Genomic DNA, 21,817 nt, shown 5'->3' on the forward strand with positions numbered 1-21,817 from the left:
ACCTGTCACGGTATCCCGGGATCGTTTCGAATAGATGTCCCGATCCGAAGGAATCGCCGATGTGAGTCATAGGCCCAAGGCCCACCCGCTCGCTGCGCCACCGCAAGCATACCGAAGGAATGTGTCGGTTCTCTCGGCGGCTTCACTGGTGACTCCGGACCGGGTAGGCGTCATGATGTGTGTTTATGAGTAAAAAGCTGTCGATCGACCTGGCCTACGACGCGCCGATCGCAGCCGTCTCCGGGATGCTCGCCGACGCGGCGTTCCGCGAGCAGGTCTGCGACGCCCAGCACGCGCTGTCCAAGAGCGTGGCGATCACCGGGTCGACCGTGAGTATCCGCTACGCCCAGGCGGTCAGCGGGGTGCCCGGGTTCGCGAAGAAGTTCGTCGGCGACACCATCGAGGTGCACCAGGACGAGATCTGGTCGGCCGACTTCACCTCCGGCGACCTCAAGCTCACCCTGCCGGGCAAGCCGGGCTCGCTCTCCGGCATCGCGCGGCTGGCCGAGAACGGCACGAAGACGATCGAGACGGTCACCCTGACCGCTACCGTGAATGTGCCCCTGGTCAGCGGAAAGCTGGAGGATCTCATCCTCTCGATCTTCAAGAGGGCGCTCGAGAGGGAGCACGAGGTAGGCACCCGCTGGCTCCTCGCCCGAGCCTCCTGATCCCCCGTCCCAACCCGCAGAAGAGCCCAAAGGATTCGGCAATGACGACGACCCTTCAGTACGAGCTCGTCTACGACGCCCGCATGGGCGAGGTGTCCGCGATGCTCGCTGATCCGGGCTTCCGCGAGCGGGTCGCCGACGCCCAGGGAGCGCTCCGTCGCCGGGTGACCATCGGCGGTGCCCCGCGGGAGGTCCGGATCGACCGGGTGCAGTCGACCGTCGGCGTACCCTCCTTCGCGAAGCGCATCGTCTCCGGCGACGTCACCGTCCGTCAGAGCGAGGTCTGGTCCTCCGACACCGTCGCCGTCGTCGACATCACCGTCCCCGGCGGCCTGGCCACCCTGCGCGGCAACATCTCGCTGTCCGAGTCCGACGGACGCACCACCGAGAGCGTGCGACTGAACATCAAGGTGCCCGTGCCGCTGGTCGGCGCCAAGCTCGAGGAGTACGTCGAGGAGCTGATGCTCAAGGCCTTCGACCTCGAGCAGGCCGTCGGCGCGGCGTACCTCTCGCGATAAATTCTCCTCGATCCGATGCAACCGGATCGAAAAGTTAACCGTCACCATATGTGGCTGGCAATAAATTGCCGGTACTCGGCCTCGGATCAGGAGGGATTCGGGCCACTCACTAGGGGGCATCTCGATGGTCAAACCTCGTACGCGCACTCGGCAGCTGGTCTCGGCCGGCATCGGGCTGGTGGCAGCCGCGCTCGTCGTCACGACGACGGTGACGGCGAACTCCGGTCCCGCGAGCGGCAGCACCGGCAAGGGATCACTGAAGCTCGTGGCCGCCTCGGACACCGTCGAGGTCGAGGCCTGGGGCGGGGAGGCGTTCGTCCAGCCGTCGGTCTGGCTGGCCGCCTATGACGCAGCCTTCGAGTTTCGCGCGACCCAGTCGTCCTACGACAAGCCGGTCAAGCTGACCAAGACCGTCATCCGGGGCAAGAAACGCACCACGACGACCGCGCCGGCCGCGATCGTCGACAGCATGAAGGGCTTCAAGAACGGCCTCCGGGTCACGCTCAAGAACAAGGCCGGCAAGGTGATCCTCGACGAGAAGCGCCCGCTCTGCCCCGGCGGCTACGACCGGCAGCGGGTGCAGACCGACGGCGCCACCGGCCCGGTCTACCCCGAGTTCTGTGGCGGCAACTGGTTCACCAAGGGGATCCTGTACGGGATCGAGCGCGGCATGGCGGTCCCGACCGTCTCCGACCTCGGCTTCGAGACCAAGGGCGAGACCGAGCTCATCATGACGATGAGCATCGACAAGCCGGTCGCCGACTTCCTCGGGCTGCCGAAGTCCAACCGCACCGCCAAGCAGAACCTGGTCATCGTCGACCAGTGCCCCGACGGCAACTGTGAGGGGGAAGGCGAGGAAGGCGTGGGCGCCATGGCGGCCGACGGAGCGCACGACGACCAGGGGGCTCGCACGGTCGTGCCGCGAGAGACCCTCGAAGGCGGCGAGAACGGCCGCGGCCGGCTCCCGCTGGGCGGCGCCCGCGGCGAGATCAAGCCGGGCAAGCCCAAGCGGGACACCCTGCCCGACCTCATCTCGCTGCCCGCGTGGCAGATCTCGACCGAGGTCGACGAGGGCGGCACCGACCGCCTCAACTTCGCCGCCAACGAGTGGAACGCCGGCCCCGCACCGATGGTCGTCGAGGGCTTCCGCCGTGGCACCGCACCGGTGATGGACGCCTACCAGATGTTCTACCGCGACGGTGAGCAGGTCGGGGTCAAGAAGACCGGCACCATGGAGTTCCACGAGGCTCCCGAGCACAACCACTGGCACTTCCTCGACTTCGCCAAGTACGAGCTGGTCGACGCCAAGGACAAGGTCGTCTCGACCAGCGGCAAGCAGTCCTGGTGCCTGGCGCCCACCGACCCGGTCGACCTGACCGTGCCCGGCGCGACGCTGCGACCGGGCCAGACCGGCCTGGAGTCGGCCTGTGGCGCCAAGTCCGCGCTCTGGCTGCGGGAGAGCATGCCGACAGGCTGGGGCGACACCTACGACCAGTCCCAGACCCAGGCCTTCGACCTGCGCAAGGTCAAGAACGGCACCTACCGGATCAAGGTCACCGTCAACCCCGACGGCAACCTCTACGAGCGGACCCGGTCGAACAACGTCAGCCACCGCACCGTCATCATCGGCGGCAAGGCCGGCGCCCGCACCGTCAAGGTCCCGCCCTACCAGGGCGTCGACACCGAGACGTGGTGGAACGAGGAGTGAGCTAGCCGATCAGGTCGGGGATCTCCTGGGTCGCGAACCAGCCCAGGTCCTCGTCGGGGTCCGCGTCGGCCGGGCGATCAGCCAGGTCGGCGTGGACCGCGGCGACGAGCTTGAGCGGAACCACCTGGCTCTCCAGATGATGGGCCACAGCCGCCGGGGCGTCGACGACGACCACGACCCGGCGCCCGGGGCCGGCCAGGAGCGCCGCCGAGTCGTCAGCGGCGCTCATCAGCGCGGCGTACTCGGCCTCTTCGCTGTCGTCGGGGGACGCGTAGCCGTCGGCGGTGCCGGGCAGCTCGCCCTTGGCGTACCAGTCAGCGAGGAGCTCGAGCGTGGCGGGTACGTAGATGCGGGTCACGGTGGGATTGTCTCACTGTGCCTCACTCGCCGGAGTTCTTGACCACGCGCAGGCCCCGAGGTGCCCGGAAGCGGCGCCCCGAGACGGTGTCGCGCAGCTCGTCGAGGGCCTCGCTGATGCACTGCCCGACCAGCGACGCATCCGGCACCAGGTCGCGGTCGGCGGTGATCGCGAAGAAGACCTGGCCGTCGTAGGAGGTCACCCCGATCGCGAGCGTGTGCCCCTCGGCCAGCGGGTGGATCGGGTAGGAGGCCACCAGCCGGGAGCCGGCCGCATAGCGCGGCTCCTGCGGGCCGGGCACGTTGCAGACCGAGAGCAGGTAGTCGTGCTCGCTCTCGGCGGCCACCCGCGAGCCGACCACGTGGAAGGTCGCCGGGGCGAAGCCGCTGATCCCGGCCAGCCGCTGCGCACTGACCGTGCGGGCGTTGGCGTTGTGCTGCTCGAAGGAGTAGGACACCTGATGGAGCCGGACGACAGGCGACGGCTCCGCGACCGGGAGCACCACGAAGTGGGGCGCCACCGCGGAGCCGAGCTGGGTCGGGTCGAGCTCCTCGTCGATCACCGAGACCGGCACCAGCGCCGGCACCTGCCGTACGCCGGCCAGGGACTGCTGCCGGGTCATCAGCCAGGCGCGCAGACCGCCGGTGACGGCAGCCAGGATGACGTCGTTGACAGTGCCGCCGTGGGTGTCCCGGATGCGACGGAAGTCGGCCAGGTCGGCCTCGAGCGTGACCACGAGCCGCTGCTGGGACAGCGTCCCGTTGAGCGGCGTCGGCCGCTCCGGAGCCCGGCGGGTGAGCGCCCGGGCGATGCCGACACCCGCGTTCTGGACGTCCTTGGCCACACCGGTGACCCGGCCCAGCGCGAAGCCGCCCAGGCTGCGCGCCGTGCCGGTCAGGCCGCTGACCGAGGTGACCGCGTCGAAGACCGCGCCCGCGACCAGGCGCGCGCTCGACTGCGCCTCCGGCGGCGTCCACAGGTCCGGCACGACCGGCCCGACCTCGGGCTTGTCGTCGAGCAGCAGCTGGACCAGGTCGACGGTCTCGGCTCCGTCCACCAGCGCCTGGTGGGTCTTGGTGACGAGCGCGACCCGGTCGCCTGCCAGCCCCTCGATGACGTACAGCTCCCACAGCGGCCGGGAACGGTCCAGGGGCCGGGAGACGATCCGTCCGGCGAGGTCGAGGAGCTGATCCATCGAGCCCGGGCGGGGCAGCGCGGAGCGGCGTACGTGGTAGGTGAGGTCGAACCGGTCGTCGTCGGCCCAGACGGGGTAGGCGATCCGGCCGGGCACGACCCGGACCCGTTGGCGGTAGCGGGGCACGAAGGCGAGCCGGTCCTCGACGTGCTCGAGGAAGGCTCCGTAGTCGAAGCCCTCGGCCTTCGGTTCGATCAGCTCGATGCTCGCCACCTGGTGCGGCACCGCTAGCGTCTCCCTGTCCAGGAACGCCACCTCGCGTGCACCCAACCGCTCGCTCATGCCGCGGCCCATGGCCGCTCGCTGACGCTCGCTCATACCGCCGCCTCCGTAGCGCAAGCGCCATCGTACGGACGCGGCGGCCTGAGGCCTATGGCCGCTCGCTGACGCTCGCTCATACCGCCGCCTCCGTAGCGCAAGCGCCATCGTACGGACGCGGCGGCCTGAGGCCTATGGTCGCTCGCTGGCGCTCGCTCATGCCCTCTCAGCCCCCTCTTTGGTTCATGTGCGATTGTGGCAGAAGCCAGCTCGAACTTAGCCCACGAAACGGGGGAGTAATGCGCCTCACGGCCCGGATCATCGCGGTCGTGGCAGCAATCTGCGGGATCGCGTCCATAGCGACAGCCTGCGGAAACAACGTCGCCACCGAGCCCAGCAACGACAGCGACCCGGTGGTCGTCGAGATCAACTTCTCCGGTGACTCGGTCGACCCGCACGGGACCCAGGTCGACGTACCCGTCGGCCACGCAGTCGAGCTCGACGTGACCGCCGACGCCGCCGGCGAGATCCACGTGCACTCCGATCCGGAGCAGTCCGCCGCCTACGGCGTGGGCACCACCCGGATCAGCCTGGGCGCGTTCGAGATCCCCGGTCAGTACGAGGTGGAGTCGCACACTCTCGGCAAGACCATCGTCACCCTCGAGGTGCAGTGAACCTTTCCTCGGGGATCCTCACGCACGGCGTGGGCGGTCGACAGGACCTGCCGCTACCCCTCGAGTACGTCATCGCGGGCGCGGTCCTCGCCCTCCTCGTCTCCTTCGGGCTGCTGGTGCTGACCACCAAGCGCGCCGCCGAGGGCCAGGTGGTCGGCGTACGGAATCCACGCGGCTGGCCGCTGCCGCGTCTCGGGCGTGTCGTCGACTCCCCCGCCTGGACCGCACTGTGGCGCGTCGTCGGGCTGCTGATCTTCGCCTACTTCGTGCTGGTCGCCTTCGCCGGCTCCGACAACGCCAACAACCCCATCTTCGGGATGACGTACGTCTGGCTGTGGGTCGGCCTCGTCCCGTTCTCTCTCCTCTTCGGACGGGTCTGGAGGGCGATCAGCCCGGCCCGCACGATCGTGGCCGGACTGACGTGGCTGCGCGGTGCCGGCGATCCGCCGCTCCGCCTGCCCGAGCGCCTCGGCCTCTGGCCTGCGGCGTTCACCATCCTCGCCTTCGCCTGGCTCGAGCTGGTCTACCCGGAGAACAACTACCTCGGCCCCGTACGCCTCTGGCTGGCCGTCTACCTGGCCGTGATGATCCTCGGCGGCGTGCTCTTCGGCGAGAAGTTCCTGGAGCGCTGCGACCCGTTCGAGGTCTACTCCTCGCTGACCGCGAAGCTGTCGGTGTGGGGACGTACACAGGCCGGCAACCTGGTCCTGCGGACCCCGCTCGGCAACCTGGACACCCTGCGGCCGACGCCGGGCCTGGTCGCGGTCGTCTCGGTCCTCTTCGGCACCATCGTCTACGACTCCTACCGGGAGTCGCCGGCATGGCTCCAGTTCGTGCAGAACCCGGAGATGTCGGGCAACACCGCCTACCTGATCAGCAACGTCGCACTGATCGCGTTCCCGCTGCTCGTGGCCGGGTTCTACTGCGCCGGGACGATGCTGACCGGCGTCGGCGACGTGCCGCGCCGGGCCCTGCCCGCCGAGCTGGCGCCGTCGCTGGTGCCGATCATCGTCGGCTACGTCGTGGCCCACTACCTCAGCTACTTCTGGGAGAGCGGGCTGGCAACGCTGCGCAACGCCTCGGATCCGTTCGGAAACGGAAGCGACTGGTTCGGAACCGCGGACATGCCGGTGTCCTACTTCTTCGCCTTCCACGCCACGCTGCTGGCCGTCATCAAGGTGGCCGCGGTGATCACCGGACACGTGCTGGGAGTCTGGTCGGCCCACATCCGCGCGCTCCAGGTGCTTCCGCCGCAGCACCTGGTGACCGGGCAGATCCCGCTTCTGCTCACGATGGTCGGCTTCACTGTCGGTGGGTTGTATCTGCTCTTCGCTGCATAGCGCGTCTCTGCTTCACGGTTCACCCACCACGCATCCACAAAGCAGCGCAACAGTACCTAATGCGGACTAACAGGTTGGCGCGATGGTTTACGGCCGCTTGCAGAGTCTGGGAGACTGATCCTTATGTCTGGTACCCCCCGCTTCCTGACTCTTGCCGACGTCGCCGAGGTGCTCAACACCTCGAGCGCACAGGTCTATGCCCTTGTCCGCCGTGGTGAGCTCCCCGCCATCAAGATCGGCGGGCGCGGCCAGTGGCGCGTTGAGTCCAGCGTCCTCGAGAAGTTCATCGATGACATGTACTCGCAGACCAAGGCCTTCGTGGCCGACCACCCGTTCGTCGAGGCCGAGCCTGCTGCGCCCGCCGCCACGCCGGACGCTTCTTGAGTCAAAGCAACCTCAACCCCCACAACTAAACCTTCCCCACAACAACGCGAAGAGCTGCCAGGCATCGTGCCGAGCAGCTCTTCGCGTCTTTTCTGGCTGGTCAGGCGAGGTTCTCGGTCTGCGCCTCCAGCTTGATCTTGAGCTCGTGGCGGGCGCCGTTGCGCATCACCGTGAACTCGATCGTCTCCCCCGGCTGGTGAGCCCGGATGGCGACGATCATGCCGATCCCGTCGGTGACGGTGACGTCTCCCACCTTGGTCACCCGGTCGCCGTCCTTGAGTCCACCGGCGGCAGCCGGAGAGCCGGCGTCGACCACCGAGATCAGCGCTCCGTTGTGGTCGGCGGCCTGCACGTCGACGGAGGCTCCCACGATCGGGTAGGTCGCCTTGCCTGTCTTCAGGATCTGCGCCGCGGTCACCTTGACCTGGTCGATCGGGATCGCGAAGCCGACGCCGATGCTGCCGCCCTCTCCGCCTTCTCCCCCACCGGCCGTAGCGATGGCCGAGTTGACCCCGATGACCTGGCCGACGAGGTTGACCAGCGGACCGCCCGAGTTGCCGGGGTTGATCGCCGCGTCGGTCTGGACGGCGTTGATGTAGGAGGTGTCGTCCTCGGTCTGCCCGGTGCTCACCGGGCGCTGGAGCGCACTGACGATGCCCGAGGTCACCGTGGAGCTGAGGCCCAGCGGCGACCCGATGGCGACGACGCCCTCGCCGATCCTCAGCCGGGACGTGCTGCCGAGCGAGGCCGGCTCGAGCTCCTTGACCTCGGGAACGTCGAGGACCGCGAGGTCGTAGACGGCGCTGCGGCCGATCACGTCGGCCTTGTAGCGGCGACCCTTGTGGTCGACCACCTCGATGCTGCCCTTGGCCTTGGCCGCGTCCGCCACGACGTGGTTGTTGGTCACCACGTGGCCGTTCCGGTCGAAGACGAACCCGGAGCCGGTCGCGGCGTCCTCGACGCCCTGGTACTCGGCGAAGATCTGGACCGTCGAGGGCAGCAGCGTCGCGGCCACCTTCACGATGCTGGCGTCGTCAGCCTCCAGGGGCGCGTCGGTCTCGATCGAGCCCGGGTCGAGCCCACCGCCGGCCAGGCTGGACATGTCGTCCTGGTCCTCGAGCACGCCGCCCGCATAGCCCCCCAGCACGCCGAGCAGGAACGCGACCGCGGCCGCGAGCGCCCAGATCGGGCCAGGGACGCGGCGTCGCGGCGAGGAGTCGGTCCGGGATGAGGGCGGTGGCGCAGGAGGGACATCGAACCCGGGCAGGGATCCGCCCGGCGGTGGCGGCACCAAGGGCGGCAGCGGAGCGGTGTCGGCTGCCGGAACCGGCGCGGCTGCGGGTGCGGGCATGCCCGGCAACGGCACCTCGGCCGTGTCCCGCTCGTCGTCGACAAGGTCTTCAGGGGACGGCTGCCCGGCCGGGGGCACGTCGGACGGTGGTGCCCAACGGGAGATCGGCCGCGACTGGTCGTCTTGTGGTTCCTGCGTCACGACACCCATTCTTCCCACCCGCACCAACAATCGGCAGCCCGGGTCTCGTGTCGGGTCGCCGCGCCGACGTTCAGCGGCGTACGTGGGCGACGACGGGAGCGCCCGGGGTGCCCGGGACCTGGGTGACCGCGGTGATCGGGAGATTCCTGGGGACCGGCGCGTCGGCCGGCGCGGCAGCGAAGGTGAACATGCCGAACACGGCGGCGCTGACGGCACCGCCACCGGCGGCGACCATCACCAACGTACGCCGCATCGACCGGGGGTCGGAGTAGGCCTCGTCGAGGTCGTCGGCCGGCCACACCGAGGCAGCCAGGGCGCCGCCACGGAGCGAGCCCTTCAGGTCAGCAGGCGCGGTGACTCCGGGGTCGACGCTGAGGCCGGCCAGGCGTCGCTTGAGCCAGCCCTCACGCTCCACGGCGCGGCGGCAGGCGCAGCACTCGTGCACGTGGGCCCAGGCCCGCTCCTCCTCCACTACGGGGAGCTGTCCGTCGAGAAGGGCGCTGGTGCGCGCGCCGAGGTGGTTGCCGAGAAGACTCATGAAGCCCCGCCCCACAACACCTTGGGCCCGGAGTGACGCAGTCGTCCCCCGCGCGGGGCGCGGTGGGCGAGGGCGTCACGGAGCATCGCCCGGCCGCGGTGGATACGCGAGCGGACGGTGCCGAGCTTGGCACCGAGGATCTCGGAGATCTCCTCGTAGGAGAGCCCCTCCACGTCACAGAGCACGACCGCGGCCCGGAAGTCGGGTGGCAGCGTGGCCAGCGCGCGCTCGATGTCGTCGTCGAAGCGCTGGTCGGTGTAGGCCACGTCCGGCGTCGGGCCGCTGCTCGTCAAGCGCGAGGCGCGCTCGTCGGAGAGGGCATCGAAGCGGATCCGCTGCTTACGACGGGCCTGGTCGAGGAAGAGGTTGGTGGTGATCCGGTGCAGCCAGCCCTCGAAGGTGCCGGGGCTGTAGGTGTCGAGAGAGCGGAAGACGCGCACGAAGACCTCTTGGGTGAGGTCCTCCGCGTCGTGGCGGTTGCCGGTGAGACGGTAAGCGAGCCGGTAGACCCGGTCGGAGTGCTTCTCCACGATCTCGTCCCACGTCGGAACACCCGGCTCTACGGTCGGGGTCTGCGTGGGCTCCGCGGTCATGGTGCTCCTGTCGTCTGTCTCGCTGATCGCTGACATCTCCTACGTTAGATCGCCTGGGACCCTGAAGGGCTGAGAGTTGCCTGTGAGGCTCCTATTTTTCCTCTTCCCGTGCTCTTCCAACGCACAAGTTGGATCAGGCGTTCCCGCACCGTTGCGCGAAACAGGTTAGGTTTTGCGGTGTGACCAGCCCTGTTTCGACCGCAAGTTGGACCTACGCCGACGAGTTCGTCGCGGAGGACGACCTCCTCGCAGCCGCCCGATCCCGGGCCGAGGAGGTCGGAGTCGCGCCGATCGGGCCCGGTGGCGGAGCGGCGCTGCGCTTCCTCGCCTCCGTCCTCGACGCGAAGAACGTCGTCGAGGTCGGCACCGGCACCGGTGTCTCCGGACTGTGGCTGCTGCGCGGCATGCGTCCCGAAGGGGTCCTGACCACCGTCGACATCGAGACCGAGCACCAGCGGCTGGCCCGGCAGAGCTTCACCGAGGCCGGCTTCGGCCAGCGGCAGGCTCGGTGCATCGCCGGCGCCGCCCTCGACGTGCTCCCCCGCCTCACGGACAACCACTACGACCTGGTCTTCGTGGACGGCGACAAGACCGAATACTCCGCCTACCTCGAGGAAGCACTGCGTCTGCTCCGTCCCGGCGGCGTCGTCGCCTTCGACAACGCGCTGTGGCACGACCGCGTGGCGGACCCGTCCGTGCGCGACGAGGAGACCGCCACCATCCGCGAGCTCAACCAGCGGGTCGCCGACAACGACGATCTGATCCCGCTGCTGCTCCCGGTGGGCGACGGCCTCCTGCTCGCGCGGAAGCTCGAGGCCTGAGCCTGCTTCCGGACGGGGCCTCAGGTCAGCACAAGTGAGTGGCGCACCAGTTGGCTCGGTCGTGGCTGTCGATCATCCGGTTGACGGCCTTGATCAGATTCCGAAGCGCGCTGAGCGCCTTGGCGTAGCGATGTGCACGGGCGTAGCTGACGAAGGCGGAGCGAGCCCTCTCGACCGTCTGGGCGGCCTGCCCGGAGCCGATGGCCTGCTGGATGGTGGACATCTCGTTGCTGACGGGCGCGATACGAGGCTTCCACGCCTTCCACGTGCGGTGTGAGCTCAAGTACGAGTACTTGCTGGTCAGCGCCGCGTTCGACTGCTTGATCTCGGCGAGATTCACACGGATCCCGCTCGCAGCCTGCGCCGGTTGCGACGCCATCGTGAGCAGTCCGAGCGGAAGCAGCAAGGCGGCGACGAGCACCAGGAGTCTGGCTCTCATGAAGAGTCCTTTCGACTAGGTGACCTACGGTCCGAGGTCGACCCACGATCGCAGGACCGAGTGTGCTGGCGCTCCCGTAGCCTGCCCGTACAAAACCCGTAGCCGAACCCCTGGGGAGAGTTGTTCGAACGGCGTTCGGATCACCCTCCCCAGGGTCACGACAGGCTCGCGGGCGTCAGGAGCCTACGCGCGCCAGCGGATCCTCACCGGCGAGCCAGGTGAGGAGGACCCGGGCACCGAAACCGGTGGGTCCGGGAGTGAGCTCGTGGACGTCGGCGTACGCGTCACCGCAGGCGACGTCGACGTGGGCCCACGGGACGCCACCGGTGAAGTGGTGCAGGAAGAGCGCGGCGGTGATGGCGCCGGGCCCACCGGGGGCGTTGTCGGCGTCGGCGACCTTCGAGGAGAGCTTGTCCTCGTAGTCGGCGACCAACGGCATCCGCCACAGCGTCTCGCCGGAGATCTCGGACGCCTCGGCCAACTGCGTGGCCAGCGCGTCGTCGTCGGCGAAGTAGCCGGCCATCGTCTGCCCGAGCGCCACCCGCATCGCACCGGTCAGGGTGGCGATGTCGACCAGGGCCGCCGGCTTGAGCTTGTCCACGGCGTACGCCATCGCGTCGGCCAGCACGAGCCGGCCCTCCGCATCGGTGTTGGTGACCTCGGAGGTGCGGCCGCCGTAGTGGGTGACCACATCGCCGGGGCGCATCGCCGAACCGGAGATGGAGTTCTCTGCGGCGGCGATGAGTCCGACGACCTTGACCGGGCAGCCGACCTCGGCCAGCGCCGCCATCACGGCAAGCACCACCGCGCCGCCGGTCATGTCCCGCTTCATGTTGAGCATGCCGTCGCTGGGCTTGATGTTGAGCCCACCGGTGTCGAAGGTGATGCCCTTGCCGACCAGCACCACCGTCGGCGTCTTCCTCGACGAGTTCAGCCGTCCGGTCTTGCGGGGGCTGTAGTCGAGCCGGATCAGCCTCGGCGGAGTCACCGAGCCCTGACCGACCGCGACGATGCCTCCGAAGCCGTCCTTCTCGAGCTCGCTCTCGTCCCAGACCGTGATCTGCAGACCCTTCTCGGCCGCGAGCTCTTCGGCCTGCTCCGCCAGCCAGACCGGGTTCTTCAAGTTGCTCGGGACCGAGGCGTAGAACCGCGCGCGCCTGCTGGCGCGCGCGATCGCCTGAGCCCGGTCCAACGCTGCCGCCTGGTCGTCGCCGAGGTCGGCCAGGGTGATCGTCTCCACCGGCTTCCACGGCGCGCCCTCGGAGCGCCAGTGGAAGAGGAAGGAACCCAGCGTCGCGCCGGCCACGAACGGCTCCAACCCGACCCCCGGGTCGGCCGCCGGAATGGTCGTGACCACCTCGGACCGATCCCGCACGGCGCGAGCCAGCGCGGCCCCCGCCCGCCGGAAGTCGTCGCGACGTTGCGCGCCGACACCGATCAGGAGGATCTGTCGCAGGGTGCCGGAGCCGGTGACGGCGTACGTCGTCACCTCACCGGCACTGCCGGTGGCACCTTCGAACTCGAGGTGACCCAGGAGGTCGTGCCGGTCGCCGAGGTCGGCGGCCCCGGGTCCGATGGTCAACACATCGTCGCCCGGAATGACCGGCAGCGCGATGATCTCGGCATCGAGGCGCTCCGGGCCGAGCGGGTTGAGCGTGAAGGTGGGCGGCCCGACCTGCGACGGCAGAGCCGGTGACGGCAGCGTTGTGGTCATCTACGCGTTCAGCCCAAGACCTTTGATCTCTTCGCCGAGCGCGGCGGCCTCTTCGGCGTTCAGTTCGACGACCAACCGGCCACCACCCTCGAGCGGGACGCGCATCACGATGCCCCGACCTTCCTTGGTGACCTCCAGCGGACCGTCTCCTGTCCGCGGCTTCATCGCCGCCATGCGGCACCTTCTTCCGTGTCTCGCGTGTCGGCGCTCACCTGCCGGATGGCCTCGGAGCGCGCATTGCACGTCCATTATCCCTCATCAGGTCCGCAGACCTGACGGCAAGGTGGGAGTTTCGGCGGGTTGACCTGCCTTCGAACCTGTCAGATGACCGAGGTTCCGTACGCCCAGGTCAGCCAGATCGCGAGGATCACCAGCGTGATGTGCACCACGATGGCCGCGCCGGACGACTCGTTGAACGCTCCGCCCCGGTCCCGACGGTCGCCTCCGACGGACCGATCATAGGCATCGTCGTAACGCTCGTCGTAGCGCTCGTCATAGCCGCGGTCGTAGGCGTCGTCGTGGTCGTAGCCCTGCGCGTACGCCGGGTCGTAGCCCTGGTCGTAGCCCTGGTCGTAGCCCTGGTCGTAGCCCTGCTCATAGCCCGCATAGGCAGGCTCGTCGCGATGCCCGGAGCCGGTCGAGGAGTAGCCCTGGTCCCGCTGACGTCGCCGCGGCTGGGCCTCGGGCGCGGGCGGGATCTGGGCCGGGGGCTCGACCCGTTCCCGGTCGCGGTCCTGCGGACCGTAGGACTCGAAGGAGTAGGGGTCGTACGCCTCGGGCTGCTGCTCGGTACGGCGGCCTGACGGCCGGCCCGGCGCCTGCGGTGAAGGCGCGGGCTGCGGTGCCGGTCGAGGGTCGGGCCGGGGCGCCGGGCGCGGCGCGCGCGGCGGACTCGGCGGGTTCGGCTGCTGGCCCGGGTAGTCGGAGTAGCTGCTGTCGCGCCGGTAGCGGCGGTCGGCGAACTCGTCCTGGCTGTCGTTGCGGCGGTCGTCGTAGCGATCGTCGTAGCCACGCGGGCGGCGCTGCGGCGGCTCCTGACGGCGGCCCCACGGGTCCTGGCCGCCGCGGCCCGGCTCGCCCTGACCCGGCTGCGGCTGCTCGGGCGCGGGACGCGGTGCCGGACGCTGAGGTTCCGGACGCTGAGGTGCCGGACGCTGGGGAGCCGGACGCTCACGCATCGGCTGCTCCGGGGCTCGCCGCTCCGGTCGCGCGGGCGCCGGGCGGTCCTGCCGCGGCCGGCCGGGGGCCTCCGGGGCCGGGGGCTGGGGCGCGGGCTGGTGACGTACGGGCTGCTGGGGAGCCGGCGGCTGCGGCGCGGCCGCCCGCCGCGGAGACCGCTGCGGGGAGGGCTGGGGTTGCGGCGTCGGCGGGGGCGGTGTCTGCCGCCCGGCCACGCGGCGACCGATCTGCCCGTCCCGCGTCGGCGCAGGAGCCGGGGCCGGAGCCGGGGCAGGAGCCGGGGCAGGAGCCGGGGCAGGAGCCGGGGCAGGAGCCGGGGCAGGAGGCGGAGCAGGCGAGGGATCCCGCTCGACCGGCGCCATCACGGCCGTCTCGTCGACACCCGATGCCGCTCGCCGGGGCTCGGGCCGGCGAGCGGCCGGTCGTCCCTGCTGGGCGACGGGTTGAGCGGCGGCCGGGGCGACGGGTTGAGGAACAGGCTGCTGAACCGGGCGGCGTGGGTCCGCGTAGCCCGCCCGGCCGTCAGGCTCGGCATAGTCGGCGTAGCCGGCCTGGTCATAACCGGTCTCGTCGTAGCCGTAGCCGTCCTCTGCGTACTCCTCGTCGTAGCCGTCGTAGCCGTCGTCGTAGTCGTTGCCATAGCCGTAGTCGTCGGGGCCGGCGGCCCCGGCGCGGTTCTCCTTGAGCCGACGGAAGAGCAGGTAGACGCCGGCGATCGCGGCGAGCCAGATCCCGAAGAGACCGATCACACCCGGGACGTCGCCGCCGAGGAAGAACGACGACGGCGAGACGAGGAAGAGGACCCAGACCAGGAGGCCGGCTGCGCCGGCGTACAGGTGGATCTTGGGCGGCAGCCCCGGCTCCCGCGGCTGCAGGAGATGGGGCTTCAGGTAGGTGAGCGCAACGATCACCGCGACCAGGGCGGTCACGGCGTAGACGAGTACGGCGGCGAAACTCACGGCAGCGATTCTGTCCTAGACGTCGGGCGAGCCCGAATCGGGCTCGGGCGTTGGTGATGTGAGTCCCCCGACTCCGACCTCGGCATCGGCATCCCCGGCCGCGGTCGACTCACGCCATTCTGCCTCCTCGGCAAGGCGGGCGATCAGAGCGTCCACCTCGTCCATCCGGTAGCCGCGGAAGGCCACCGAGAAACGTACGTGACGCAGGTCCGCCGCCTCCAGGACGCGGTCGCGGGGCACCAGAGCATCGGGCTGGTCGCCGTACTCCTCCCCCATCGGCGCGCCCGTCCCGGCGGCGACGAGGGCGACTCCTCCGAGAGCCAGCACGATGAGTGCCGCGAAGATCCAACCCATCGCCTCAGTCACGCGCCTTCAACATCAGCTCGACCGCCTCGTCCACGTCGTCGGTGAGGGTGATCATGTCCAGGTCGCTCTGCTTGATCCGGCCGTCGGCCAGCATGGTCTCGCGCATCCAGTCGAGCAGCCCCTGCCAGTGCTCCACGCCCATCAGCACGATCGGGAACTGGGTGATCTTCTTGGTCTGGGAGAGCGTCATCGCCTCGAAGAGCTCGTCCATGGTGCCGAGCCCGCCGGGCATGACGACGTAGCCCTGGGAGTACTTCACGAACATCATCTTCCGCACGAAGAAGTAGCGGAAGTTGAGCCCGAAGCTGACGTAGTCGTTGAGCCTGGCCTCGAAGGGCAGCTCGATGCCGAGGCCGATCGACTCGCCACCGGCCTCGAGAGCGCCCTTGTTGGCGGCCTCCATCGTGCCCGGGCCACCGCCGGTGATCACCACGAAACCGGCCTCGGCCAGACCACGGCCGATCGCCTCGGCCTGGGCGTAGGTCGGGTGGTCCTTGGGCGTGCGAGCCGAGCCGAAGACGCTGATCGCCGGGCCGATCTCGGAGAGGTCGTTGAACCCCTCGACGAACTCGGCCTGGATCTTCATGACCCGCCACGGGTCGGTGTGGACCCAGTCGCCGTGGCCGGAGCTGTCCAGCAGTCGCTGGTCGGTGGTGCTGCCGGCGGGGCGCCCCTTGGTGGGGCGTGGGCCGGAGCCGCTGCGTCGGGTCATGCGGTCAACCAATCACGAAGGGCCTGCTCGCAGGTGGTGATCTCGGAGATCCGCACGTGCTCGTCGGCCTTGTGGGCGAACATCGGGTCACCTGGACCATAGTTGACCGCCGGTATGCCGAGGACCGTGAACCGCGCCACATCGGTCCAGCCGAACTTGGGTCCCACCTCGCCGCCGACGGCGGCGATGAAGTCCTTCGCGGCGGGACGGTCCAGGCCCGGCAGCGCACCCGGGGCCGAGTCGGTCAGGGTGACGTCGTAGCCCTCGAAGAAGTCGGTCACGAAGGCCAGCGCCTCCTCCTCGCTCCGGTCCGGCGCGAAGCGGTAGTTGACCGTCACCACGCACTCGTCGGGGATCACATTGCCCGCCACTCCGCCCTTGACGAAGACCGCGTTCAGACCCTCGTGATACTCGAGGCCGTCGATGACCGGCTTGCGCGGGACGTACGCCTCCAGGCGGCGGAGCACCTCCCCGGCCTTGTGGATGGCGTTGACGCCGCGCCAGGCGCGGGCGCTGTGGGAGCGCTCGCCGGCGGTGCGTACCTCGACCCGAAGGGTGCCCTGGCAGCCTGCCTCGACACCGGCGTTCGAGGGCTCCATCAGGATCGCGAAGTCCCCGGCGAGGAGGTCGGGCTCACTGGCCGCGAGCTTGCCGAGGCCGTTGTGGACGGCCTCGATCTCCTCGGCGTCGTAGAAGACGTACGTCACGTCGCGGTTGGGCGTCAGAAGGGTGGCGGCGAGCTTGAGGATGACCGCGTCACCGGACTTCATGTCGCACGCGCCCAGGCCGTGCAGGATGCCGGTGGCCTCGTCGAGACGGCTCGGGAAGTTGCCGTTGACCGGCACCGTGTCGAGGTGGCCGGCGATGACCACGCGCTCGGGAAGGCCGAGGTCGGTGCGCGCCACGATCGAGTTGCCCCGCCGCTCGACGACGAGGTGGTCGTACGCAGCCAGCGCCCGCTCCACGGCGTCGGCCAGCTCGAGCTCGTCGAGGCTCACCGAGTTGATGTCCATCAGCTGCCGGGTCAGCGTCACCACGTCGGTCGTCAGGTCGATCTCGGGAGTGTCAGGACTGGTCACAGGCGCTAGTCAACCAGCCCTTCATGAGACTCCGCCCGGGGACCTCGACTCGCGCGCTAAATTCTCTAGTTAGCAACTTGACTTAGTGCAGAGAGGGTGTCGATGACCACCGTCCGACGTGAGCGCCTCTTCGACGAGTGCAGCCCGTTGCCGCTCTCCGGCGGCGGCACGCTGGCGCCGGTCGACGTCGCCTACGCCGCCTACGGCGACCTGGCGCCCACCCGCGACAACGTCGTCTTCATCGCCCACGCGCTCACCGGCGACGCCGAGGCTGCGACATGGTGGCCGACGATGGTGGGCCCGGGGCGGCCGGTCGACACGGACCGGTTCTTCGTGGTCTGCGCCAACCTCCTCGGCGGTTGCCGGGGCACCACCGGGCCGTCATCGACCGATCCCGCCACCAGCCGCGCCTGGGGCCTCTCGTTCCCCCAGATCGGCGTCGCCGACCTGGTCACCGTCCACCGCCGCCTGCTGGCCCACCTGGGCATCGAGAGACTCCATGCCGCCGTCGGAGGATCGCTCGGCGGCATGCAGGTCCTGCAGTGGGCCGCCGACGCGCCCGGCCAGATCGAGCGGGCCGTCCTGGTCGCCGCCTCCGCCCGGCTGAGCGCCCAGAACATCGCGCTCTCGCACGTCGCCCGGCAGGCGATCCTGCGTGACCCCGACTTCCGCGGCGGGCACTACCCGGACCACGGCGTCGTCCCCGCGAACGGGCTCGCGGTGGCGCGGATGCTCGGTCATGTCACCTACGTCTCCGAGCCGGGACTGGAGGCGAAATTCGGCCGCTCCCGGCGCGACGGTTCGGCGCCGGGGTTCGGGATCGACTTCGAGATCGAGAGCTATCTCGACCACCAGGCGAGCTCCTTCGTCGACCGCTTCGACGCGCTCTCCTACCTCTACCTCTCCCGTCTCCTCGACTACTTCGACCCCTTCGCCTCGGCGGGTTTCGCCGAGCGCATCCGGGACACCCGGTTCCAGGTCATCTCCTTCGACTCCGACTGGCGCTTCGCCACGTCCCACTCGGTCCTGATCGAGGAGGAGCTTCGCCGCGCCGGCGTCGACGTCGAGCGCCACGAGATCGCCTCGACCTGGGGCCACGACTCGTTCCTGCTCGACCCGCCCGGCTACCTCGACCTCGTCCGGACCTTCCTAGGAGACTCATGACCGACCATGCCTACGGCTTCAACACCCGTGCGATCCACGCCGGCAACATCCCCGATGCCGCCCACGGCGCCCGGGCGCTGCCGATCTACCAGACGGCGTCGTTCGTCTTCGACGACACCGCCGATGCCGCGGCACGATTCGCGCTGCAGAAGTACGGCAACATCTACACCCGCGTCGGCAACCCGACCGTCGCCGCGTTCGAGGAACGGCTCGCCTCGCTCGAGGGCGGGATCGGGGCGGTCGCCACCGCGTCGGGCCTCTCCGCGGAGTTCGTCACCTTCGCCTCCCTCGCCGGCGCCGGCGACCACATCGTCGCCTCGGCCCAGCTCTACGGCGGCTCGGTCACCCAGCTCGACGTCACCCTGCGCCGCTTCGGGGTGTCCACGACGTTCGTGTCCTCCTCCGACCCCGAGGCGTACGCAGCAGCCATCCGCCCCGAGACCAAGCTGGTCTTCGCCGAGACCGTCGCCAACCCGTCGGGCGACATCGCCGACCTGGCAGGGCTGGCCGATGTCGCGCACGCGCACGGGGTGCCGCTGGTCATCGACTCGACGATCCCGACGCCCTACCTCTCCCGGCCGATCGACTGGGGCGCCGACATCGTGGTGCACTCGGCGACCAAGTTCCTCGGCGGGCACGGGACCACGCTCGGCGGCGTCGTCGTCGAGTCGGGCCGCTTCACCTACTCTCCCGAGCGCTTCCCGCTCTTCCACGAGCCGGTCGAGCACTACGGCGGCCTGTCGTGGTGGGGCAACTTCGGGGAGTACGCCTTCCTCACCCGCCTCCGCGCCGAGCACCTGCGCAACGTCGGCGCGACCCTGAGCCCGCAGTCGGCGTGGCAGCTCGCCCTCGGCGTCGAGACCCTGGCGCTGCGGGTCCAGCGGCACGTGGAGAACGCGAGGATCGTCGCCGAGTGGCTCGATGCCGACCCACGGGTCGAGCACGTCCGCTGGGCCGGGCTGCCCGCTCATCCGCACCACGAACGGGCGCAGAAGTATCTCCCGCGAGGCCCTGGCAGCGTCTTCTCCTTCGACATCGCCGGCGGCCGAGCGGCCGGCGAGCGCTTCATCGAGTCGGTCGAGCTGGCCAGCCACCTGGCCAACATCGGCGACGCCAAGACCCTGGTGATCCACCCGGCATCCACCACGCACCGGCAGCTCAGCGAGTCGCGGCTGGCCGAGGCCGGGGTCTCCCCCGGCCTGGTGCGGATCAGCGTCGGCATCGAGGACGCCGACGACATCCTCTTCGACCTCGACCAGGCGCTCACCGCCGCCACGAAGGAGCCCTGATGACCACCATCACCCAGATTCCCCACGAGCCGACGGCACGCGAGCGGCAGGCGCTGCTCCGGGCCGCGAGGTCGATCGCGATCGTCGGCTTCTCGCCCAACACGGCCCGGTCGAGCTACTACGTCGCCACCTACCTCGCCCAGGACACCGACTACCGGCTCTACTTCATCAACCCGAACGCCGCGGGTCGCGAGGTGCTCGGCCACACCGTCTACGCCGGCCTCTCCGACCTCCCGGAGACTCCCGACGTCGTCGACGTGTTCCGCCGGGCCAGCGACCTGCCCGCGGTCGTCGATGAGGTGATCGCGCTGGGCTCGCCGGTGGTCTGGTTCCAGCTCGGACTGACCAACGACGAGGCTGCGGAGACAGCGCGCGCGGCCGGGCTGACGGTCGTCCAGAACCGCTGCCTCAAGATCGAGCACGCGCGCTTCCACGGCGGCCTGCACCTGGCCGGCTTCGACACCGGCGTGATCTCGGCACGCAAGACACGACGCTGACCTATTTAGTTGAGTAACTTACTGGGCTATAACTGGTTCATCACCTACCTCAGGAGACTCAGATGACCGAAACATCCGTCGACAACGGCGTCAACGTCGAGGCGCTCCTCGGCGCTCGGGCCGCCCTCCAGGAGACCCCGGAGGCGGCCAGGTTCACCTGGCGCGCGACCAACACGTGGGTCAAGGGCACCCACTCCAAGAGCAAGGTCGAGGGCTTCTTCGGCCTCGGCGAGGAGCAGGAGACCCAGCGCTCCTTCGAGTCCGACGGCGACCACCCGCCCCAGTTCGCCGCCGACAACCAGGGCCCCACGCCGGTCGAGACCGTCCTGGTCGCGCTCGGCGGCTGCCTGACGGCAGGCGTCGCCGCCGTCGCCCAGCAGCGCGGCATCCAGCTCAACTCCGTCACCGCGACCATCGAGGGTGACCACGACATCCGCGGCATCCTGGGTGCCGACGCGGACGTACGCAACGGCTTCACCGGCGTACGCGTGAACTACTCGATCGACGCCGACGCCTCCCCGGAGGACGTGGAGGCGCTGGTCGCGCAGTCGCAGAAGCGCTCGGCCGTCTTCGACATCCTCACCAACCCGACCGCGGTCAGCGTCTCGGTCTCATGAGCAGGGGTGTCCCGTCTCGCCGCACCACTGTCGCGGTGATCGGGGCGGGGCACAGTGGCCTCGCGGTGAGCCACCGACTCGGCGCCGAGGGGATCGACCATGTCGTCCTCGAGCGCGGGCAGGTCGCTCACTCGTGGCGCACCCAGCGCTGGGACTCGCTCCGCCTGCTGACCCCGGGCTGGATGAACCGGCTGCCCGGGCTCGCCGAGCCGCTGCTCGGCCCGGCGGAGGCCGACGAGTTCCTCAGCGCGGCGCAGGTCGCCTCGCTGGTCACCGGCTATGCCGACGTGATCGCGGCTCCGGTGCACGAGGGCGTCGAGGTCCACCGCGTCTCCCCTGGTCAGGACGGCTATCTGGTCGAGACCTCCGCGGGCCCGTGGTCCGCGGAGCACGTCGTGCTCGCCACCGGTTCCGTACGCGGCGTGGTCCCTGCCCTCGCCGCCGACCTCCCACCCGGCCTGCCCTCGGTGCACGCCATCGACTACCGGCGCCCCTCGCAGCTCCCGCCCGGCGGCGTGCTGGTCGTCGGGGCGGCCGCCAGCGGCGTACAGATCGCGGCGGAGCTGCAGGCCTCGGGCCGGCCGGTGACCCTGGCCGTCGGCGAGCACGTCCGGGTGCCGCGCCGCTACCGCGGGCGCGACATCTTCGCCTGGATCGAGGAGGCCGGCATCCTCGACGAGCGCTGGGACGAGCTCGACGACATCACCCGCGCCCGACGGCTCTCCTCCTTCCAGCTCGTCGGCGGCACCACCACGCTCGACCTCAACACGCTGCAGGAGGCGGGCGTGCGCGTGGTCGGCAAGCTGGCCGCGCTGCGCGACGGCGAGGCGCTCTTCTCGGGGTCGCTGGCCAATGTGGCGGCGCTCGCCGACCTCAAGGCCAACCGGCTGCTGGCCGGCATCGACGAGAGGTTCGGCGGGGCCGGCGAGCGGCTCGAGCCGACCCGCGTACCCGAGCCGCTGCTGTCGCTCTCGCTGACCTCCGGCGAGATCGGCTCCGTCGTCTGGGCGACCGGGATCAAGCCCGACCACGGGTTCCTCGACGCCGACGTCTTCGACCGCAAGGGCGCGATCCGCCACGACGGCGGCATCACCGACCTGCCCGGCCTCTACGTCACCGGCCTCCCCGTCCTTCGCCGTCGCCGCTCGACCTACATCGACGGCGCCCGCGAGGACTCCGCCGACCTGGTCTCCCACCTCTCCCAACGCCTCGCCGCCCGCCCGCCGAGTCGGCTCGTTCTGACCCAGAATCACGC

Annotated in this window: 24 protein-coding genes; 12 read left to right on the top strand and 12 right to left on the bottom strand. The window is 69.9% G+C overall.

Annotated elements, in window-relative coordinates; translation table 11 throughout:
* Nucleotides 1-185: 185 nt before the first annotated feature.
* From ACFV9G_RS17035 to ACFV9G_RS17045, 3 genes are all read left to right on the top strand, one after another.
* The gene (locus ACFV9G_RS17035) at nucleotides 186-668 is read left to right on the top strand and encodes a DUF2505 domain-containing protein (RefSeq protein WP_378728674.1); all 483 of its coding nucleotides are present in this window, start codon (nucleotides 186-188) and stop codon (nucleotides 666-668) included.
* A 41-nt stretch (nucleotides 669-709) separates the two neighbouring features.
* Complete coding sequence (locus ACFV9G_RS17040) at nucleotides 710-1,186, top strand: DUF2505 domain-containing protein (protein WP_091049078.1); 477 nt, start codon at nucleotides 710-712, stop codon at nucleotides 1,184-1,186.
* Between the two features lie 124 nt (nucleotides 1,187-1,310).
* The gene (locus ACFV9G_RS17045; protein ID WP_378728675.1) at nucleotides 1,311-2,894 is read left to right on the top strand and encodes a lysyl oxidase family protein; all 1,584 of its coding nucleotides are present in this window, start codon (nucleotides 1,311-1,313) and stop codon (nucleotides 2,892-2,894) included.
* A gap of 1 nt (nucleotide 2,895) precedes the next feature.
* On the opposite strand, the gene ACFV9G_RS17050 is transcribed toward ACFV9G_RS17045, so the two are convergent.
* The gene (locus tag ACFV9G_RS17050; RefSeq protein WP_378728676.1) at nucleotides 2,896-3,252 is read right to left on the bottom strand and encodes a DUF6912 family protein; all 357 of its coding nucleotides are present in this window, start codon (nucleotides 3,250-3,252) and stop codon (nucleotides 2,896-2,898) included.
* A gap of 22 nt (nucleotides 3,253-3,274) precedes the next feature.
* Nucleotides 3,275-4,765, bottom strand: coding sequence for a wax ester/triacylglycerol synthase family O-acyltransferase (locus tag ACFV9G_RS17055; RefSeq protein ID WP_378728677.1), 1,491 nt, complete (start codon nucleotides 4,763-4,765; stop codon nucleotides 3,275-3,277).
* A 239-nt stretch (nucleotides 4,766-5,004) separates the two neighbouring features.
* Between ACFV9G_RS17055 and ACFV9G_RS17060 the strand changes: the two genes are divergently transcribed.
* From ACFV9G_RS17060 to ACFV9G_RS17070, 3 genes are all read left to right on the top strand, one after another.
* Nucleotides 5,005-5,379: a hypothetical protein gene (locus ACFV9G_RS17060; RefSeq protein ID WP_378728678.1), complete on the top strand. Its 375-nt coding sequence runs from the start codon at nucleotides 5,005-5,007 to the stop codon at nucleotides 5,377-5,379.
* Nucleotides 5,376-6,719 (top strand): hypothetical protein, encoded by a 1,344-nt coding sequence (locus tag ACFV9G_RS17065; protein WP_378728679.1) that lies wholly within the window; start codon nucleotides 5,376-5,378, stop codon nucleotides 6,717-6,719. Before ACFV9G_RS17060 ends, ACFV9G_RS17065 begins: the two co-directional genes overlap by 4 nt.
* Nucleotides 6,720-6,842: 123 nt before the next feature.
* Entirely contained in the window at nucleotides 6,843-7,103 is a 261-nt protein-coding gene (locus ACFV9G_RS17070; RefSeq protein ID WP_355018617.1) for a helix-turn-helix domain-containing protein, read from the top strand.
* Nucleotides 7,104-7,203: 100 nt separating this feature from the next.
* Here the strand turns inward: ACFV9G_RS17070 and ACFV9G_RS17075 are convergent, their stop codons facing one another.
* The 3 genes from ACFV9G_RS17075 to sigE all read right to left on the bottom strand — a co-directional run bounded on the left by ACFV9G_RS17075 (nucleotide 7,204) and on the right by sigE (nucleotide 9,726).
* Entirely contained in the window at nucleotides 7,204-8,595 is a 1,392-nt protein-coding gene (locus ACFV9G_RS17075; protein WP_378728680.1) for a S1C family serine protease, read from the bottom strand.
* Nucleotides 8,596-8,665: 70 nt separating this feature from the next.
* On the bottom strand, nucleotides 8,666-9,133 hold the full coding sequence (locus ACFV9G_RS17080) for a hypothetical protein (protein WP_378728681.1): 468 nt from the start codon (nucleotides 9,131-9,133) through the stop codon (nucleotides 8,666-8,668).
* The gene (sigE, locus tag ACFV9G_RS17085) at nucleotides 9,130-9,726 is read right to left on the bottom strand and encodes an RNA polymerase sigma factor SigE (RefSeq protein WP_218131415.1); all 597 of its coding nucleotides are present in this window, start codon (nucleotides 9,724-9,726) and stop codon (nucleotides 9,130-9,132) included. The genes ACFV9G_RS17080 and sigE overlap by 4 nt, the downstream gene beginning before the upstream one ends.
* 179 nt (nucleotides 9,727-9,905) lie before the next feature.
* On the opposite strand from sigE, the gene ACFV9G_RS17090 reads away from it, so the two are divergent.
* On the top strand, nucleotides 9,906-10,547 hold the full coding sequence (locus ACFV9G_RS17090; RefSeq protein WP_378728682.1) for an O-methyltransferase: 642 nt from the start codon (nucleotides 9,906-9,908) through the stop codon (nucleotides 10,545-10,547).
* A gap of 25 nt (nucleotides 10,548-10,572) precedes the next feature.
* Here the strand turns inward: ACFV9G_RS17090 and ACFV9G_RS17095 are convergent, their stop codons facing one another.
* The 7 genes from ACFV9G_RS17095 to dapE form a co-directional block, all read right to left on the bottom strand.
* The gene (locus ACFV9G_RS17095; RefSeq protein WP_378728683.1) at nucleotides 10,573-10,986 is read right to left on the bottom strand and encodes a hypothetical protein; all 414 of its coding nucleotides are present in this window, start codon (nucleotides 10,984-10,986) and stop codon (nucleotides 10,573-10,575) included.
* 175 nt (nucleotides 10,987-11,161) lie between these two features.
* Nucleotides 11,162-12,700, bottom strand: a complete 1,539-nt coding sequence (locus ACFV9G_RS17100) for a leucyl aminopeptidase family protein (protein ID WP_378728684.1) — start codon at nucleotides 12,698-12,700, stop codon at nucleotides 11,162-11,164.
* The gene (locus ACFV9G_RS17105) at nucleotides 12,701-12,874 is read right to left on the bottom strand and encodes a DUF3117 domain-containing protein (RefSeq protein ID WP_008358749.1); all 174 of its coding nucleotides are present in this window, start codon (nucleotides 12,872-12,874) and stop codon (nucleotides 12,701-12,703) included.
* A gap of 146 nt (nucleotides 12,875-13,020) precedes the next feature.
* Nucleotides 13,021-14,838 carry a hypothetical protein gene (locus ACFV9G_RS17110; RefSeq protein ID WP_378728685.1) on the bottom strand — a complete coding sequence of 606 codons (1,818 nt, stop codon included), beginning with the start codon at nucleotides 14,836-14,838 and terminating at the stop codon, nucleotides 13,021-13,023.
* A gap of 15 nt (nucleotides 14,839-14,853) precedes the next feature.
* Nucleotides 14,854-15,204, bottom strand: a complete 351-nt coding sequence (locus ACFV9G_RS17115; RefSeq protein ID WP_378728686.1) for a DivIVA domain-containing protein — start codon at nucleotides 15,202-15,204, stop codon at nucleotides 14,854-14,856.
* The gene (locus ACFV9G_RS17120) at nucleotides 15,197-15,916 is read right to left on the bottom strand and encodes a TIGR00730 family Rossman fold protein (protein WP_091049046.1); all 720 of its coding nucleotides are present in this window, start codon (nucleotides 15,914-15,916) and stop codon (nucleotides 15,197-15,199) included. Before ACFV9G_RS17120 ends, ACFV9G_RS17115 begins: the two co-directional genes overlap by 8 nt.
* Nucleotides 15,913-16,929: a succinyl-diaminopimelate desuccinylase gene (dapE, locus tag ACFV9G_RS17125; RefSeq protein ID WP_378728692.1), complete on the bottom strand. Its 1,017-nt coding sequence runs from the start codon at nucleotides 16,927-16,929 to the stop codon at nucleotides 15,913-15,915. Before dapE ends, ACFV9G_RS17120 begins: the two co-directional genes overlap by 4 nt.
* A gap of 168 nt (nucleotides 16,930-17,097) precedes the next feature.
* On the opposite strand from dapE, the gene ACFV9G_RS17130 reads away from it, so the two are divergent.
* The 5 genes from ACFV9G_RS17130 to ACFV9G_RS17150 all read left to right on the top strand — a co-directional run.
* A complete protein-coding gene (locus tag ACFV9G_RS17130; RefSeq protein WP_378728687.1) occupies nucleotides 17,098-18,159 on the top strand; it encodes a homoserine O-acetyltransferase in 1,062 nt (353 codons plus the stop codon).
* Complete coding sequence (locus ACFV9G_RS17135; RefSeq protein ID WP_378728688.1) at nucleotides 18,156-19,448, top strand: O-acetylhomoserine aminocarboxypropyltransferase/cysteine synthase family protein; 1,293 nt, start codon at nucleotides 18,156-18,158, stop codon at nucleotides 19,446-19,448. The genes ACFV9G_RS17130 and ACFV9G_RS17135 overlap by 4 nt, the downstream gene beginning before the upstream one ends.
* Nucleotides 19,448-19,945 (top strand): CoA-binding protein, encoded by a 498-nt coding sequence (locus ACFV9G_RS17140; RefSeq protein WP_378728689.1) that lies wholly within the window; start codon nucleotides 19,448-19,450, stop codon nucleotides 19,943-19,945. The genes ACFV9G_RS17135 and ACFV9G_RS17140 overlap by 1 nt, the downstream gene beginning before the upstream one ends.
* 62 nt (nucleotides 19,946-20,007) lie before the next feature.
* Entirely contained in the window at nucleotides 20,008-20,562 is a 555-nt protein-coding gene (locus tag ACFV9G_RS17145; protein WP_378728690.1) for an OsmC family protein, read from the top strand.
* Nucleotides 20,559-21,817, top strand: a 1,259-nt coding sequence (locus ACFV9G_RS17150; RefSeq protein WP_378728691.1) for an NAD(P)-binding domain-containing protein, incomplete at its 3' end; no start/stop codon positions are given. The genes ACFV9G_RS17145 and ACFV9G_RS17150, both read left to right, overlap by 4 nt.

The sequence above is a fragment of the Nocardioides sp. NPDC059952 genome (assembly GCF_042730435.1).
GTDB lineage: Bacteria > Actinomycetota > Actinomycetes > Propionibacteriales > Nocardioidaceae > Nocardioides.

Coding starts and splice junctions, on each gene's coding strand:
- ACFV9G_RS17035 (WP_378728674.1), top strand. CDS start 186: ATGAGTAAAAAGCTGTCGATCGACCTGGCCTACGACGCGCCGATCGCA.
- ACFV9G_RS17040 (WP_091049078.1), top strand. CDS start 710: ATGACGACGACCCTTCAGTACGAGCTCGTCTACGACGCCCGCATGGGC.
- ACFV9G_RS17045 (WP_378728675.1), top strand. CDS start 1,311: ATGGTCAAACCTCGTACGCGCACTCGGCAGCTGGTCTCGGCCGGCATC.
- ACFV9G_RS17055 (WP_378728677.1), bottom strand. CDS start 4,765: ATGAGCGAGCGTCAGCGAGCGGCCATGGGCCGCGGCATGAGCGAGCGG.
- ACFV9G_RS17060 (WP_378728678.1), top strand. CDS start 5,005: ATGCGCCTCACGGCCCGGATCATCGCGGTCGTGGCAGCAATCTGCGGG.
- ACFV9G_RS17070 (WP_355018617.1), top strand. CDS start 6,843: ATGTCTGGTACCCCCCGCTTCCTGACTCTTGCCGACGTCGCCGAGGTG.
- ACFV9G_RS17080 (WP_378728681.1), bottom strand. CDS start 9,133: ATGAGTCTTCTCGGCAACCACCTCGGCGCGCGCACCAGCGCCCTTCTC.
- sigE (WP_218131415.1), bottom strand. CDS start 9,726: ATGACCGCGGAGCCCACGCAGACCCCGACCGTAGAGCCGGGTGTTCCG.
- ACFV9G_RS17095 (WP_378728683.1), bottom strand. CDS start 10,986: ATGAGAGCCAGACTCCTGGTGCTCGTCGCCGCCTTGCTGCTTCCGCTC.
- ACFV9G_RS17100 (WP_378728684.1), bottom strand. CDS start 12,700: ATGACCACAACGCTGCCGTCACCGGCTCTGCCGTCGCAGGTCGGGCCG.
- ACFV9G_RS17105 (WP_008358749.1), bottom strand. CDS start 12,874: ATGGCGGCGATGAAGCCGCGGACAGGAGACGGTCCGCTGGAGGTCACC.
- ACFV9G_RS17120 (WP_091049046.1), bottom strand. CDS start 15,916: ATGACCCGACGCAGCGGCTCCGGCCCACGCCCCACCAAGGGGCGCCCC.
- dapE (WP_378728692.1), bottom strand. CDS start 16,929: ATGGACATCAACTCGGTGAGCCTCGACGAGCTCGAGCTGGCCGACGCC.
- ACFV9G_RS17130 (WP_378728687.1), top strand. CDS start 17,098: ATGACCACCGTCCGACGTGAGCGCCTCTTCGACGAGTGCAGCCCGTTG.
- ACFV9G_RS17135 (WP_378728688.1), top strand. CDS start 18,156: ATGACCGACCATGCCTACGGCTTCAACACCCGTGCGATCCACGCCGGC.
- ACFV9G_RS17140 (WP_378728689.1), top strand. CDS start 19,448: ATGACCACCATCACCCAGATTCCCCACGAGCCGACGGCACGCGAGCGG.
- ACFV9G_RS17145 (WP_378728690.1), top strand. CDS start 20,008: ATGACCGAAACATCCGTCGACAACGGCGTCAACGTCGAGGCGCTCCTC.